Consider the following 14,835-nt stretch of genomic DNA (forward strand, 5'->3'; position numbering starts at 1 on the left):
AGGCAACCCCCCGACATGTCTGCGCGGCCACTTTTCGTTTCGCGACCGCTACGGGTTCACAGGTGCGAGGTGTCGTTGACGAGCCGCACCGACGAACCGCCGTCCGCGTAGAACTCGGCGATGCTGAGCGACGCGAGATCCAGGTGCAGGCGGTACAGCAGCGACGGGCCCGACTCGAGCGCCATCTGCAGGAACGTCTTGATGGGCGTGACGTGCGAGACGACCAGCACGGTCGAGCCGGCGTAGTCGGTCAGCAGGTCGTCGCGCACCGAGGCGATCCGCTTGGCGACCTCGTCGAAGCTCTCGCCGTTCGGGGGTCGCACGGAGGTGTCGCCGAGCCAGCGGCGGTGCAGTTCGGGATCGCGGCGCGCGGCCTCGGCGAAGGTGAGGCCCTCCCAGTCGCCGAAATCCGTCTCGATCAGCCCGTCGTGCACCGTTACCGGGAGATCGAGGGCGTCGGCGGCCGCAGCGGCCGTCTCCCGCGCTCGCCCCAGCGGTGACGACAGCACGGCGGTGATCCCGCCGCGGGCACCGAGTCGCCGGGCCGCGGCGACCGCCTGGTCGCGACCGAGTTCGGTCAGCTCCGGGTTGCCCCGTCCCGAGTAGCGACGCTCGACCGACAGCGAGGTCTGCCCGTGACGCAGCAGCAGCAGACGGGTCGGTGACCCGACCGCACCGGTCCAGCCGGGTGAAGCCGGCACTGCCGGATCGGGCACAGGCACGGCCGGCGGGGTGGTGACGTTCTCGGTCCCCGCACTCGACGGCGCCACGGGACGCGTCACAGTGTCGGACGCGACGTCCAGCAGTGCTTCGGCGGCCGCGTCCATCGCGGCGTTGGCCAACCGATCGGCGTAGGCGTTCTCGGCACGCGGGATCCACGTGTAGTCGACGCTGCGGAACCTGCCGGCCAGCTCACGCGCCTGCGCGGCCAGCGGGATCATGTCGGCATGCTTGACCTGCCACCGGCCGCTCATCTGCTCGACGACGAGCTTGGAATCCATGCGGACGTGCACCTCGTCGGCGCCGAGTTCGGCAGCGGCCGTGAGACCGGCGATCAGGCCCTTGTACTCGGCGACGTTGTTCGTCGCGCGCCCGATGCTCGCCTGACGCTCGGCGAGTACGGTCCGATGGTCGGCATCGAAGACCACGGCACCGTAACCGGCCGGTCCGGGATTCCCGCGAGAACCACCGTCCGCTTCGACGACGACCGTCGTCACAGCCCGGATTCCTTGGTGCGGACCAGGATCGCGTCGCACTCCGGGCACCGGACGAGCAGATCGGCGGGTGCGGCGGCGATCCGGGCGATCACACCGCGGTCGAGCTCGATACGGCACGCGCCGCAGCGGCGGGCCTGCAGCAGGGCTGCGCCGATGCCGGACTTCTCACGCTGCTTCTCGTAGAGCGTCACCAGTTCCGCAGGGAAGACGGCGAGCAGTGCCTCGCGGTCGCTGTGGCACCGCTGCTCGGCCACCTCGATGTCGGCGATCGCCTCGTCGCGAGCGCGGACGGCGTCCCCGATCTGGTCATCGACCTGCGAGACCTGCGCACCGGCGTGGTCGTGGTCGGCCTTCGACGCCTCGCGCCGCTCCATGACCTCGAGCAGGTCGTCCTCGAGTGCCGCCTGGCGACGCTCGAGGCTGGTGAGCTCGTGCTGCAGTTCGGTGAGCTGCTTCGATCCCACCGAACCGCTCTGGAGCATCGACCGGTCGCGGTCGGCACGCATGCGCACGGCCTCGATCTCGCCCTCGAGCTTCCGGATGTCCCGGTCGAGGTCGTCGAGGATGATCTCGACGGCCACCGCGGCGTCCTTGCGCGCGTTGCGCTCGGTCTGCAGGCGGTCCACCTCCTGCTGTTCGGGCAGTGTCCGACGGCGATGCGCGAGGCGGTTCAGCTCTGCGTCCACGGCGGCGAGGGACAGCAGCTTGGCCTGCACGGTGGGTTCGACGTTCACTCGGGTGGTTCCTGCTTTCGGTGGTGTGTCGGTGGGCCGGGATCCGGCGGCCACGCGGGACGTGTCGTAGCTGATTACCGTACCGCGCCCGCCGCGGTCGTCCAGGGATCGGTACGCAACTCACTGACCCGCGCCTGCCAGCCGTCCCGGTCGGCGAACGCCGCATCGAGGACGTCGCGGGCCTGCGCGCACCACGGGTACTCGCTCGCCCAGTGTGCAACGTCCACCAGCGCGGGGCCTCCGGCGCGCAGATGCTCGTCGGCGGGATGGTGCCGCAGGTCGGCGGTGACGTAGACGTCGACCCCCTGCGCGGTGGCGAGCCCGAGGAAGGAATCGCCGGATCCGCCGCACACCGCCACCGTGCGCACCGGCCGGTCGGGGTCGCCCGCACCGCGCACGCCCCATTCGGTGGCCGGCAGCGCGGCGGCGACGTCGGCGGTGAATTCGCGCAGCGTGCGGGTCTGTGGCAGCTCCCCCACCCGGCCCAGGCCGCGATCGCTCGGCAGGTCGGCGAGCTCGATGATGTCGAAGGCCGGTTCCTCGTAGGGGTGTGCATCGCGCAGCGCGGCGAGCACCGCCGCACGGGATCGGCGCGGGGCGATGACCTCGATCCGGTCCTCGGGGACGCGTTCGAGGTCGCCGACCGAGCCGATGGCCGGGTCAGCTCCGTCGACCGGGCGGAACTGGCCGGTTCCCGAGGTGGACCAGCAGCATTCGCGGTAGTTGCCGAGGGCGCCCGCGCCCGCCGCGAACAGTCCCGCGCGCACCGCGTCGGCGGCGTCGGACGGCACCATGACGACCCACTTGTCGGTCGCGGGTTCGGGCTTGGCCTCGAGCGGTCGCAGCCCGGTCAGGCCCAGCGCCCCGGCGAGCGCGTCCGAGACGCCGGGGTTCGCGCGGTCGGCGTTGGTGTGCGCGGTGAACAGGGCGCAGCCGCCGCGGATGAGGCGGTGGATCAGCGCGCCCTTGGGGGTGTGCGCGCCCACGGTATCGACTCCGCGCAGCAGCAACGGGTGGTGCACGAGCAGCAGTTGCGCACCCCATTCGAGCGCCTCGTCGACGACGGCCGCGGTCGCGTCGACGGCGAGCAGCACCTTGTGCACCGGCTCGTCGGGGTCGCCGGCGACGAGTCCCACCGAGTCCCAGCCCTCCGCCAGCGACGGCGGGTAGGCCGTCTCCAGAACGTCGATCACCTCACGCAGCGTCGCCGCCGTCACGTCCACCTCCAGCTGATCCGCTCTCTCCTACGCGCACGACCCTACGCGGCAGAAGACCGGACGAACGGGGAGAATGGCCCGGTGACCGTTCTCGCTGCCACCCAGCCGCTCGTACTCCCCGCTCCCGTCGTCCTGTTCGATCTCGACGGCACCCTCACCGATTCCGCGACCGGGGTGATCAACGGGTTCCTCCACGCCGCCGAGACGACCGGTTTCGAGGCGCCCGACGGCGACCTGGAGTGGCTCCTCGGACCGCCCATGCGCGACACCCTGCAGAATCTCGGCCTCGACGAGGAGCAGATCGCTGCGGGACTCGCCGCCTACCGCGACTACTACTCCGCCACCGGATGGGCCGAGAACGCGGTCTTCGACGGCATCGAAGCCGTACTCGAGGCTGTGCGCGGGGCCGGTAGCCGCCTGGCGGTCGCGACGTCGAAGTCCCAGACGTTCGCCGAGAAGATCCTCGACCACTTCGGTCTGACCGGATACTTCGAGTTCATCGGGGGTGCGAGCGACGACGGCGCCCGTCGCCACAAGTGGGAGGTCGTCGCGCACAGCCTCACCGCTCTCGGGATCGACCCTCAGGAGACCGAGGCCGGCGGCACGACCGGGGTGGTGATGGTGGGCGACCGCGAGCACGACATCCACGGCGCCGGCCGGTTCGGCATCCCCACGGTGTTCGTCGAGTGGGGTTACGGGACGGAGACCGAGGGTCGTGCGGCGGCGCGGACGACCGCTTCGGTGGAGGAACTGCGAGAGGTGCTCACGGGTGGACGCTGACGACCGTTTCCACGTGACCTTCGTGTGCACCGGCAACATCTGCCGGTCTCCGATGGCCGAGAAGATCTTCGCCGAGCACCTGCGTCGGGAGGGACTCGACGACCGGGTCCGGGTGAGCAGCGCGGGCACGCACGGCTGGCACGTCGGGTCCGAGGCGGATCCGCGCACCGACGCCGTGCTGGAGCGGCACGGCTATCCCACCGGTCACCGCGCCGCGAAGCTCGGCGCGGAGCACCTGTCGGCCGACCTCGTCGTCGCCATGACCACCACTCACGAGCGGGCGCTGGCGCAGCTCGGTGTCCCGTCCGATCGTCGTGTGCTGCTGCGATCGTTCGATCCCGACGCCGACGACGATTCCGTACCCGATCCGTACTACGGTTCCCTCGACGAGTTCGAGCAGGTCCGCACGCAGATCGAAGCCGCCGTTCCGGGCCTGCTCGAGCGGGTGCGACAGCAGTGAGACGCACCTCACCGGCTACCGTGGATCTGTGCGCCGATTGACATTTCTCCTACGCCCCGGCTGGTTGGTCCTGGCACTGGTGGTCGTCGGCTTCGCCTACGCGTGTTTCACGGTCCTCGCACCGTGGCAGCTCGGTAAGAACACGAGCACCGAGGACCGCAACGGCCGCATCGCTGCGTCGATGGCACAGGATCCGGTTCCCGTCGGCGAACTGCTCGGCGGCGACGGTCCGACCATCGAGGACGAATGGCGCCGTGTGCTCGCGCAGGGCTCCTATCTGCCCGAGTCGGATGTCCTCGTGCGGTTGCGGAACGTCGAGTCGCGGCCGGCCTACGAGGTGCTGACCCCGTTCGTCCTCGATTCCGGTGGCACGATCCTGGTCAACCGCGGGTACGTGCGGCCGGTCCGCGGCACCGAGATCCCCGAGATCCCGGCCGCGCCGTCCGGCACCGTCACCCTCGACGCCCGCATCCGGATGTCCGAGGGAACGGTCGAGGACAAGGTCCCCTTCGTCGACGCCGGTTACCAGCAGGTGTACTTCATCGACGCCCCGCAGGTCGCGTCCGTCACGGGTCTCGACCTCGAGGACGTCTACCTGCAGCTCGACGCCGACCAGCCCGGTGGTCTCGGCGTCATCCCGCTCCCCCAGCTCGATTCGGGCCCGTATCTGTCCTACGGCCTGCAGTGGCTGGCGTTCGGGATCATGGCCCCGCTGGGTCTGGGCTACTTCGTGTGGGCCGAACTGCGGGAGCGCAGGAAGGCCAAGAATCCGCAAGACGGTGGTGACGCAGCCGGGGCCCCGGCAGAAGCGGCACCGCGCACCGCGAGCGAGAAGCTCGCCGACCGATACGGCCGGCCGCGGTGACCGAGCCGACCACCCTGCCCCGATTCGAGGAGCTCCCGATGTACGCGACCGTCGACGACTACCTGGCCGACAAGGATCCGGCCGCCGTCGACGTGTTCCGGCACGTGCGCGCGATGATCCTCGGTCTCGGCGACGACGTCACCGAGCACGTCCACGCATCGGAGATCTCCTGGTCGCGGGGCCGTCCGTTCGCGGCGGCGTTCGTCTACGCCTCGCGTCTCGAGGTGGCCCTGGATCTGCCGCGGCGCATCCACCACGCGACGCTGCGTGAAGCGTTCCCGAAGAAGGGAACGGTGACGACGCACCGCCTGAGCGTCTCGTCGGTCGACGAACTCGACGACCACTTCGTGGAGTTGCTGGGCGTCGCCTACCGCACCGCGGCGGAACGGCGCGACTGACGCCCCACGGCTCCCTTCCGCACGAAGGAGACGAAATGGACGAGGTCAGCGGCGCGATCCGGTTCCTGTCGGCCTTCACGGCCATCGAGAACCATTTCAAGTGGCAGCTGCAGGCGGACGAGGAGCACATGAGCTTCGTCCGGATGGCCAAGGAATACGCCCGGCGCCACCGCACGCAGGTGGATCTGCCCGCGCTCCGGGCCTTCGCGGACCTGCGCAACGCGCTCGTGCACCAGGACTACTACGGGGGCAAACCGGTTGCCGATCCGGTCCCGGAGGTCGTCGAGGCGATCGAGAGACTGCGCGACCGGATCATCGATCCGCCGAAGGTGCTGCAGGTCCTGCCGAGGCGGGCACCCGCCGTGTTCGAGACGGGCACACCGCTGGATCAGGTGCTCGACGAGATCCGACGCCACGACTACTCGCAGTTCCCGATCTACGAGGACGACACCTATCTCGGACTGCTGACGACGAACTGCATCGCCCGTTGGCTGGCGCATCGTCTCGCGACGGACGAGATCGTCGAGGGCGAGACCGTCGGAGCGGCCCTGGAGTTCGCCGAACCGCACGAGCGGGCCGCGCACCTTCCCCGCACCATCACGGTGCCGCAGGCGATCAAGAAGTTGTCCCCGCCCGCGGGCGGGCAATTGCCGCCGACGGCGTTGATCGTCACGCACAGTGGCAGCGCGAAGGAACGTCCGCTCATGATCGTCGTGGCCGACGACCTGCCGGCGCTCGTCGCGGCGGTGAACGCCGGAAACTAGATCTGTGTGGATCCGACCCCGCTGAGCGGGGCTCGATCCACCGGAATCGCACATGGGATTGTGGGCGCGGAGGGTTTCGAACCCCCGACCGCTGGTGTGTAAAACCAGAGCTCTACCACTGAGCTACACGCCCGAAAGACGGCGGCCGAGGCCGCCGACTTCGCATCAGGACTTTAGCGCGGCGAGCGCTCTGGCCCAAGCTCCCTGGTCACGGGGCTCTCCGGGCTGGTTCTCCTCCGCGAACTGCACGATGCCGTCCTTGTCGATGACGAACGTGCCGCGGTTGGCGAAACCGAACTTCTCGTTGAACACACCGTAGGCCTGTGCGACCTCGCCGTGCGGCCAGAAGTCGGACAGCAGCGGGAAGGTGTAGCCCTGTTCGGCCGCCCAGATCTTGTGGCTCGGCGACGGGCCGACCGAGACCGCGAGGATCGCGGTGTCGTCGTTCTCGAAGGTGGGCAGGTCGTCGCGCACGGCGCACAGCTCGCCCTGGCAGACGCCGGTGAAGGCGAGCGGGTAGAAGACCAGGAGCACGTTCTTGCTGCCCCGGAAGCTCGACAGCGTCACTTCCTGGTTGTTCTGGTCCTTGAGAGTGAAATCGGGGGCTTCGGTGCCCACAGCGATCGGCATACGTGAGGATCCTTACGTTCTGGGAGCCGGGTCAGCGGCGGGGACGGCCGGCCTTGGGCTGGACGAGGCGGCTGCCGATCCAGTCACCGAGGTTGGTGGCCGTGGTCTGGGTGAGGCCGGCCGTGGCGGCCGACTCGGCGATCTCGCTGGGCTCGACATGATCGGGGCGCCCGGTCTTGGGGGTGAGCACCCACACGACGCCTTCGTCGGCGAGGGGGCCGATCGCGTCCATGAGGGCGTCCACCAGGTCGCCGTCGCTGTCGCGCCACCACAGCAGCACGACGTCGACGACCTCGTCGGAGTCCTCGTCGAGCAGCTCCGTACCGGTGACCTCTTCGATCGCAGCTCTCAACTCGTCGTCGGTGTCCTCGTCCCAACCGAGTTCCTGCACCACGTGGTCGTGAGTGATACCGAGCTTGGAGACATAGTTCTTGGCATCCGCCGCGGCGACCACGGTGGCTCCTCCTAGGGGTTGTGGTGCGCGAAATCGGATCCGCGTACCGGCGTGACGATCAATTGGTCAAAGCGAACATCGTTGCGAGCCTCAACGCAACCCGAATCGCTGGGAAAAGCGGGAGAATCTTTGGAGAGAGACCCATTGCACCACCCCGCACCGTGTCCGATCCGTCCTGTCGGCCGGGCCACGACGTGATCCTCCGTCCCGGATGGGGGAAGATGAGGGGTGCATCATGTTCAGATGTCGATTGCGTCGGCTCCCACAAGAGCCGGCCGACGGAGAGGGCGCTCCACCTACGCGCCCACCACGATGAGGAGCAGACGTTGACAGACCTGATCCACGGATCCGACTCCCGACAAGGCGCCGCACCGGGCGCGTCGGGACCGGATTCCTCGGCCAAGCCGGCATCGACCAAGGACAACCGTGTCCGGGTGATCCGCGAGGGCGTGGCCTCCTACCTGCCGGACATCGATCCGGCGGAGACCGAAGAGTGGCTCGAGTCGTTCGACGGGATGCTCGAGGCCGCGGGCCCCACCCGCGCGCGCTACCTGCTGCTGCGCATGCTCGAGCGTGCCAATGAGCGCAAGGTCTCCCTTCCCGCCCTGACCTCCACCGACTACGTCAACACCATCCCGACCGAGAGCGAACCGTGGTTCCCCGGTGACGAGGAGGTCGAGCGTCGCTACCGCGCGTACATCCGGTGGAACGCGGCGATCATGGTCACCCGCGCGCAGCGCCCGGGTGTCGGCGTCGGTGGTCACATCTCCACCTACGCGTCCTCTGCCGCCCTGTACGAGGTCGGCTTCAACCACTTCTTCCGCGGCAAGGACCACCCCGGCGGCGGCGACCAGGTCTTCATCCAGGGTCACGCCTCCCCCGGTATCTACGCCCGCGCGTTCCTCGAGGGCCGCATCGGCACCGAGCAGCTCGACGGTTTCCGGCAGGAACACAGCCACGCCTCGCTCGGCGGTGGACTGCCGTCGTACCCGCACCCGCGCCTGCTCCCGAACTTCTGGGAGTTCCCGACGGTGTCGATGGGCCTGGGCCCGATGAACGCGATCTACCAGGCACGGTTCAACCACTACCTGCACGACCGCGGCATCAAGGACACCTCCGATCAGCACGTCTGGGCCTTCCTCGGCGACGGCGAGATGGACGAGCCGGAGTCGCGCGGCCTGGCGCACGTCGCGGCCACCGAGGGTCTCGACAACCTGACCTTCGTCGTCAACTGCAACCTGCAGCGTCTCGACGGCCCGGTGCGCGGCAACGGCAAGATCATCCAGGAGCTGGAGTCGTTCTTCCGCGGCGCCGGCTGGAACGTCATCAAGGTCGTGTGGGGCCGCGAGTGGGACGCCCTGCTGCACGCCGACAAGGACGGCGCGCTGGTCAACCTCATGAACGTCACGCCCGACGGCGACTACCAGACGTACAAGGCCAACGACGGCGCGTTCGTGCGCGAGCACTTCTTCGGCCGCGACCCGCGGACGAAGGAACTGGTCAAGGATCTGTCCGATCAGGAAATCTGGAACCTCAAGCGCGGTGGCCACGACTACCGCAAGATCTACGCGGCGTACAAGGCCGCGATGGAGCACAAGGGTCAGCCGACGGTGATCCTCGCGCACACCATCAAGGGCTACACGCTCGGTAAGCACTTCGAGGGCCGCAACGCGACCCACCAGATGAAGAAGCTCACCCTCGAGGACCTGAAGTACTTCCGCGACATCCAGCGGATCCCGATCTCGGACGAAGAGCTCGAGAAGGATCCGAAGATGCCGCCGTACTACCACCCCGGTTTCGAGTCGCCCGAGATCCAGTACATGCTCGAGCGTCGCCGGGCCCTCGGTGGTTTCCTTCCGGAGCGCCGTACCACCGCGAAGCCGTTGGCGCTGCCTGCGGAGAAGACCTACGACGTGGTCCGCAAGGGTTCGGGCAAGCAGGAGGTCGCCACCACCATGGCGACGGTCCGTGTGCTCAAGGAACTGTTGCGCGACAAGGAGATCGGTAAGCGCATCGTGCCGATCATTCCGGACGAGGCCCGCACCTTCGGTATGGACTCGTGGTTCCCGTCGCTGAAGATCTACAACCGCAACGGTCAGCTGTACACCTCGGTGGACGCCGATCTGATGCTCGCCTACAAGGAGAGCGAGGTCGGGCAGATCCTGCACGAGGGCATCAACGAGGCCGGTTCGACGGCGTCGTTCACGGCGGTCGGTACGTCCTACGCGACGCACGGCGAGCCGATGATCCCCGTGTACATCTTCTACTCGATGTTCGGTTTCCAGCGCACGGGCGACGGCCTGTGGGCAGCGGCCGACCAGATGGCACGCGGGTTCGTCCTCGGCGCGACCGCCGGTCGCACCACGCTGACCGGTGAGGGCCTGCAGCATGCCGACGGGCATTCGCTGCTGCTCGCGTCGACCAACCCGGCCGCGGTCACCTACGACCCGGCGTTCTCCTACGAGATCGCCCACATCTTCCGCGACGGTCTGCGGCGGATGTACGGCGGTACGGAGGGTGTCGACGGCTTCGGTGGCGAGGACGTCTTCTACTACATCACCATCTACAACGAGCCGTACTCGCAGCCGGCCGAGCCGGAGGACCTCGACATCGAGGGCCTGCTCAAGGGCATCTACCTGTACAAGCGGGGCCAGGAGTCGGGTCCGAAGGCGCAGATCCTGGTCTCGGGCGTGATGATGCCCGAGGCGCTGCGTGCACAGGAGATCCTCGCCGACGAGTGGGGCGTGTCCGCGGACGTCTGGTCCGTCACCTCGTGGGGCGAGCTGCGTCGCGACGGCGTCGAGTGCGACCGCCAGGCGCTGCTGAACCCCGGTGAGGAAGCTCCGGTGCCGTACGTGGCGTCGGTGCTCAACGACGCTGCGGGGCCGTTCGTCGCGGTGTCCGACTGGATGCGCGCGGTGCCCGACCAGATCCGCAAGTGGGTCCCGGGCGACTACACGGTGCTCGGCGCCGACGGATTCGGCTTCTCCGATACCCGTGGCGCCGCTCGCCGCGTGTTCAACATCGACGCCGAGTCCACGGTGGTTGCGGTGCTCTCGGCGCTGGGTCGCGAAGGTGCGATCGATCGCGAGAAGGCCGTCGAGGCGGCCCGCACCTACAAGATCGACGACGTGACGGCCGCCCCGGTCTCGATGGCGGATCCGGGCGTCGCCTGATCTCTCCACCGGTCACGTCCGAGTGGCGTGACCGGTCGGCTCGCGGCCGCCGGGTACTTTCGTCCCATGGTCGACGAGCCGCAACCCCGCCGGACCGGGCAGGTACCGGGCGTTCACAGGGAACGCCCGGTACCGCCGTCCCGCCCCGAGCGGGCACCGCTGCCCGACGCGCTGCTCCGTCGGGTCAAACAGTTCTCGGGGCGACTGTCCACCGAAGCGGTGCACGTCATGCAGGAGCAGTTGCCCTTCTTCGCCGATCTCGACGCGTCGCAGCGGTCTACCGTGCAGCTGGTCATCCAGACGTCGGTGGTCGACTTCCTCGAGTGGGTGCGCAATCCCGACAGCGACCTGCGGTTCAGCCTCGACGCCTTCCAGATGATCCCGCAGGACCTCGCCCGGCGTCTGACTCTTCGTCAGACGGTGGACATGGTCCGTGCGGCGATGGAGTTCTTCGAGCAGTGGCTGCCGGCCCTCGCCCGCAACGAGGAACAGCTCGTGGCGCTCACCGAGGCGATCCTGCGGTACGGGCGGGAGCTCGGTTTCGCCGCCGCGGCGGTGTACGCGGGTGCGGCCGAGTCGCGGGGCGCCTGGGACACGCGACTCGAGGCGCTCGTCGTCGACGCCGTGGTGCGCGGGGACACCGGGCCCGACATGCAGTCGCGGGCCGCGACACTCAACTGGGACGCGACCGCACCGGCGACGGTGATCGTCGGTACTCCCCCGCCCGACCAGGGTGTCTCGGTGATCACCACAGTGCACACCGTCGCCCAGGAGCACGGCCGCGCAGCCCTCGCGGTGGTGCAGGGCGAACGCCTGGTCATGGTGGTCAGCGGCGAACTTCACGGCACGGTCGACGCGGTGAACTTCCGCACCGAGCTGATGCGCGCATTCTCCGACGATCCCGTCGTGATCGGTCCGACGACACCGACGCTGGCGACCGCACACGTCTCCGCCGTCGAAGCGCTCGCCGGCATGGAGGCGGTCGTGGGGTGGCCGGGAGCTCCCCGGCCGGTGCATGCCGCGGAGTTGCTGCCCGAGCGCGCGCTGCTCGGTGATCCCGGCGCGATCGCCGCGCTCGAGGACTTCGTCGTCGCCCCGCTGGCGGCTGCCGGGCCGTCCCTCGCGGACACGCTGGACGCATACCTCGACAGTGGGGGCGCTGTCGAGACTTGTGCCCGGAAGCTGTTTGTTCATCCAAATACCGTGCGGTATCGATTGAAGCGGATCACAGAAGTAACGGGTCGGGATCCCACAAATCCCCGCGACGCGTACGTGCTCCGAATCGCTGCCACGGTCGGTCGCCTGGCACGAAGCCATAACGAATTGAGATCGCCTGCACCACCTGCCACTCGATTCACAATTCGCGAATCGGACACGTAACGTCTCCGGCCTTTCGTCCGATAGCGAGCACCGACGTGCAGATTTGTGGGAACCCTACAAATCGGAGGGCAACCTTTCATCGCTACCGACATCTCGCAGGTACCCGCTCGCGGTGTTCTCTGGTGATCGTGATTTCGCTGCTTGCCCCCGGACAGGGGTCTCAAACACCCGGAATGCTCGCCTCGTGGCTCGAGCAGTCCGGAGCGCGCGACCGCATCGACCAGTGGTCGCAGACGGCGGGACTCGATCTCGCGCGTCTCGGCACCACTGCCACCGCCGAGGAGATCACCGACACCGCGGTGACCCAGCCGCTCGTGGTGGCCTCCGCCCTGCTCGCCTTCGAGGATCTCGACCGTCGCGGCCTCGTGCCCGCCGACACGATCGTCGCCGGCCACTCCGTCGGCGAACTCGCCGCGGCCGCCATCGCGGGTGTCATCGGCGCCGACGACGCCGTCGCCCTCGCCGCCGTCCGCGGAGCCGAGATGGCCCGCGCCTGCGCGCTCGAACCCACCGGAATGTCCGCCGTGCTCGGCGGTGCCGAGGACGAGGTGCTCGCGCGCCTCGCCGAGTTGGATCTGACCCCCGCGAACATGAATGCGGCCGGTCAGATCGTCGCAGCCGGGCGCCTGAGTGCGCTCGAGGAGCTCGCTGCGAACCCGCCCGAGAAGGCCCGAGTCCGCGCCCTGCCGGTCGCCGGTGCCTTCCACACCCGATTCATGGCACCCGCCCAGGACGCCGTGGCTGCCGCCGCGGCGAAGATCACACCTTCGGATCCGACGCACACGCTGCTGTCGAACTACGACGGCAAGCCCGTCACCTCCGGAGCCGACGCCCTCGAACGTCTCGCAGCCCAGGTCACCCGGCCCGTCCGGTGGGATCTGTGCACCGCTTCCCTGCGTGAAGCGCAGGTGAGCCGGATCGTCGAGCTTCCCCCCGCCGGCACGCTGGTGGGCATCGCCAAGCGCGAGATGCGCGGCACGCCCACCGTCGCCCTCAAGACCCCCGCGGAGATCTCCGCTCTGGCCGAAAGTCTTCAACTCGGTTAGGTTGCTGCGCGCGCCGTCGCACAGCACGGGCACCTCACCGGGAACTCCCCGGACCCCCGACCGGAAACATCCGGCCGGTTTCGAACGACATAGTCGACAGATCGAGAAGGGAGCCACATCGTGGCCGCCACCCAGGAAGAAATCATCGCCGGTCTCGCGGAGATCATCGAAGAGGTCACCGGCATCGAGCCCTCCGAGGTGACCGTCGAGAAGTCCTTCGTCGACGACCTCGACATCGACTCGCTGTCCATGGTCGAGATTGCCGTCCAGACCGAGGACAAGTACGGCGTGAAGATCCCCGACGAGGATCTCGCCGGTCTGCGCACCGTCGGTGACGCCGTGAACTACATCCAGAAGCTCGAGGCCGCAGGCGTTCAGGCCACGAACGACAACGAATGAGTTCTGCTGTGACCTCCCCTTCTCCTCGGGCACTCCGCAACGTCGTCGTCACCAGCCTCGCGGCTACGACGTCGATCGCCGGCGATGTGGACGCCACCTGGAAAGCACTGCTGGCCGGTGAGAGCGGGATCGGCACCATCGACGGCGGATTCGTCGACGAGTTCGACCTCCCGGTGCGCATCGGCGGAACCCTGAAGGTCAGCCCCGACGAGGGACTGTCCCGCGTGGAACTCCGTCGCATGAGCTTCGTCGAGCGCCTCGCGCTCACCCTCGGACGCACCGTCTGGCAGAACGCCGGCAGCCCCGAGGTCGACCAGGACCGTCTCGGTGTGGTCATCGGTACGGGCCTCGGTGGCGGAGAGTCGCTCATCGACGCCGTCGACAAGCTCCGTGACGGCGGCTACCGCAAGGTCTCGCCCTTCGCGGTGCAGATGATCATGCCGAACGGGCCGTCGGCCACCGTCGGGCTCGAACTCGGTGCCCGTGCCGGGGTCATCACCCCGGTCTCGGCGTGCTCGTCCGGATCCGAGGCGATCGCCAACGCGTACCGGATGATCGCCTTCGGCGACGCCGACATCGTCGTCACCGGTGGTGTCGAGGGTCAGCTGGACGCGGTCGCCACGGCGGGCTTCGCGATGATGCGGGCGCTGAGCACCCGCAACGACGACCCGAAGGGCGCATCGCGTCCGTTCGACAAGGACCGCGACGGTTTCGTCTTCGGCGAGGCCGGCGCACTGATGGTCCTCGAGAGCGAGGAGCATGCCAAGGCACGCGGGGCGACCATCCACGGTCGCATCCTCGGCGCCGGCATCACCTCCGACGGTTACCACATCGTCGCCCCCGATCCGGAAGGCACGGGAGCGGCACGGGCCATGCGGCGGGCGATCGAGACCGCCGGGCTCACCAAGGCCGACATCGGGCACGTCAACGCGCACGCGACGGCCACCCCGATCGGCGACGTGGCCGAAGCCAAGGCCATCAACGCGGCCGTGGGCAACCACGCCGCGATCTACGCCCCCAAGTCCGCGCTCGGTCATTCGATCGGTGCGGTGGGTGCACTCGAAGCAGTACTCACGGTCCTGTCTCTGCGTGACGAGGTCATCCCGCCCACGCTGAATCTCGAGAACCAGGATCCAGAGATCGATCTCGACGTGGTGAAGGGCGAACCACGTTCCGGACGGATCGATTTCGCGCTGAACAACTCGTTCGGTTTCGGTGGGCACAACGTGGCGCTCGCATTCGGTCGCGCCTGACCGTCGACGCCAGTCCGCCCCATGCGGTGGAGGCTCCGCCCGGAGCCTCCACCGCAGCCCAC

At 68.6% G+C, this 14,835-nt stretch carries 15 protein-coding genes and 1 tRNA gene; 10 read left to right on the forward strand and 6 right to left on the reverse strand.

Annotation, left to right across the window (positions count from 1 at the left end):
• Positions 1-56: 56 nt before the first annotated feature.
• The 3 genes from CKW34_RS15045 to CKW34_RS15055 form a co-directional block, all read right to left on the reverse strand.
• The gene (locus CKW34_RS15045; protein ID WP_059380876.1) at positions 57-1,217 is read right to left on the reverse strand and encodes a bifunctional RNase H/acid phosphatase; all 1,161 of its coding nucleotides are present in this window, start codon (positions 1,215-1,217) and stop codon (positions 57-59) included.
• Entirely contained in the window at positions 1,214-1,951 is a 738-nt protein-coding gene (locus CKW34_RS15050; RefSeq protein WP_059380875.1) for a zinc ribbon domain-containing protein, read from the reverse strand. Before CKW34_RS15050 ends, CKW34_RS15045 begins: the two co-directional genes overlap by 4 nt.
• Before the next feature lie 74 nt (positions 1,952-2,025).
• Complete coding sequence (locus tag CKW34_RS15055; RefSeq protein WP_059380874.1) at positions 2,026-3,174, reverse strand: Nif3-like dinuclear metal center hexameric protein; 1,149 nt, start codon at positions 3,172-3,174, stop codon at positions 2,026-2,028.
• 75 nt (positions 3,175-3,249) lie between these two features.
• Here CKW34_RS15055 and CKW34_RS15060 point away from each other — a divergent pair, with 75 nt between their 5' ends.
• The 5 genes from CKW34_RS15060 to CKW34_RS15080 are packed head-to-tail and all read left to right on the forward strand — an operon-like array spanning position 3,250 to position 6,435.
• Complete coding sequence (locus CKW34_RS15060) at positions 3,250-3,948, forward strand: HAD hydrolase-like protein (protein ID WP_059380873.1); 699 nt, start codon at positions 3,250-3,252, stop codon at positions 3,946-3,948.
• A complete protein-coding gene (locus tag CKW34_RS15065) occupies positions 3,938-4,408 on the forward strand; it encodes a low molecular weight protein-tyrosine-phosphatase (RefSeq protein WP_059380872.1) in 471 nt (156 codons plus the stop codon). The genes CKW34_RS15060 and CKW34_RS15065 overlap by 11 nt, the downstream gene beginning before the upstream one ends.
• Before the next feature lie 28 nt (positions 4,409-4,436).
• The gene (locus CKW34_RS15070; RefSeq protein WP_059380871.1) at positions 4,437-5,273 is read left to right on the forward strand and encodes an SURF1 family cytochrome oxidase biogenesis protein; all 837 of its coding nucleotides are present in this window, start codon (positions 4,437-4,439) and stop codon (positions 5,271-5,273) included.
• On the forward strand, positions 5,270-5,671 hold the full coding sequence (locus tag CKW34_RS15075) for a DUF5655 domain-containing protein (RefSeq protein ID WP_080968132.1): 402 nt from the start codon (positions 5,270-5,272) through the stop codon (positions 5,669-5,671). The genes CKW34_RS15070 and CKW34_RS15075 overlap by 4 nt, the downstream gene beginning before the upstream one ends.
• Before the next feature lie 35 nt (positions 5,672-5,706).
• The gene (locus tag CKW34_RS15080; RefSeq protein WP_059380870.1) at positions 5,707-6,435 is read left to right on the forward strand and encodes a CBS domain-containing protein; all 729 of its coding nucleotides are present in this window, start codon (positions 5,707-5,709) and stop codon (positions 6,433-6,435) included.
• Between the two features lie 61 nt (positions 6,436-6,496).
• Here CKW34_RS15080 and CKW34_RS15085 read toward each other — a convergent pair.
• The 3 genes from CKW34_RS15085 to CKW34_RS15095 all read right to left on the reverse strand — a co-directional run bounded on the left by CKW34_RS15085 (position 6,497) and on the right by CKW34_RS15095 (position 7,519).
• Positions 6,497-6,568, reverse strand: a tRNA-Val gene (locus CKW34_RS15085).
• A gap of 32 nt (positions 6,569-6,600) precedes the next feature.
• On the reverse strand, positions 6,601-7,065 hold the full coding sequence (locus CKW34_RS15090; protein WP_059380869.1) for a peroxiredoxin: 465 nt from the start codon (positions 7,063-7,065) through the stop codon (positions 6,601-6,603).
• Between the two features lie 31 nt (positions 7,066-7,096).
• Positions 7,097-7,519 carry a DUF3052 domain-containing protein gene (locus CKW34_RS15095; RefSeq protein ID WP_006554437.1) on the reverse strand — a complete coding sequence of 141 codons (423 nt, stop codon included), beginning with the start codon at positions 7,517-7,519 and terminating at the stop codon, positions 7,097-7,099.
• Positions 7,520-7,845: 326 nt separating this feature from the next.
• On the opposite strand from CKW34_RS15095, the gene aceE reads away from it, so the two are divergent.
• The 5 genes from aceE (at position 7,846) to CKW34_RS15120 (ending at position 14,773) form a co-directional block, all read left to right on the forward strand.
• The gene (aceE, locus tag CKW34_RS15100) at positions 7,846-10,695 is read left to right on the forward strand and encodes a pyruvate dehydrogenase (acetyl-transferring), homodimeric type (RefSeq protein ID WP_059380868.1); all 2,850 of its coding nucleotides are present in this window, start codon (positions 7,846-7,848) and stop codon (positions 10,693-10,695) included.
• A 66-nt stretch (positions 10,696-10,761) separates the two neighbouring features.
• On the forward strand, positions 10,762-12,075 hold the full coding sequence (locus tag CKW34_RS15105; RefSeq protein ID WP_230823462.1) for a PucR family transcriptional regulator: 1,314 nt from the start codon (positions 10,762-10,764) through the stop codon (positions 12,073-12,075).
• 128 nt (positions 12,076-12,203) lie between these two features.
• Positions 12,204-13,121 carry an ACP S-malonyltransferase gene (locus tag CKW34_RS15110; RefSeq protein WP_080968137.1) on the forward strand — a complete coding sequence of 306 codons (918 nt, stop codon included), beginning with the start codon at positions 12,204-12,206 and terminating at the stop codon, positions 13,119-13,121.
• A 120-nt stretch (positions 13,122-13,241) separates the two neighbouring features.
• Positions 13,242-13,520 carry a meromycolate extension acyl carrier protein AcpM gene (acpM, locus tag CKW34_RS15115; RefSeq protein WP_016691373.1) on the forward strand — a complete coding sequence of 93 codons (279 nt, stop codon included), beginning with the start codon at positions 13,242-13,244 and terminating at the stop codon, positions 13,518-13,520.
• Positions 13,517-14,773 (forward strand): KasA/KasB family beta-ketoacyl-ACP synthase, encoded by a 1,257-nt coding sequence (locus CKW34_RS15120; RefSeq protein WP_167388361.1) that lies wholly within the window; start codon positions 13,517-13,519, stop codon positions 14,771-14,773. Before acpM ends, CKW34_RS15120 begins: the two co-directional genes overlap by 4 nt.
• Positions 14,774-14,835 lie beyond the last annotated feature (62 nt).

This window comes from Rhodococcus rhodochrous, from assembly GCF_900187265.1.
Lineage (GTDB): Bacteria > Actinomycetota > Actinomycetes > Mycobacteriales > Mycobacteriaceae > Rhodococcus > Rhodococcus rhodochrous.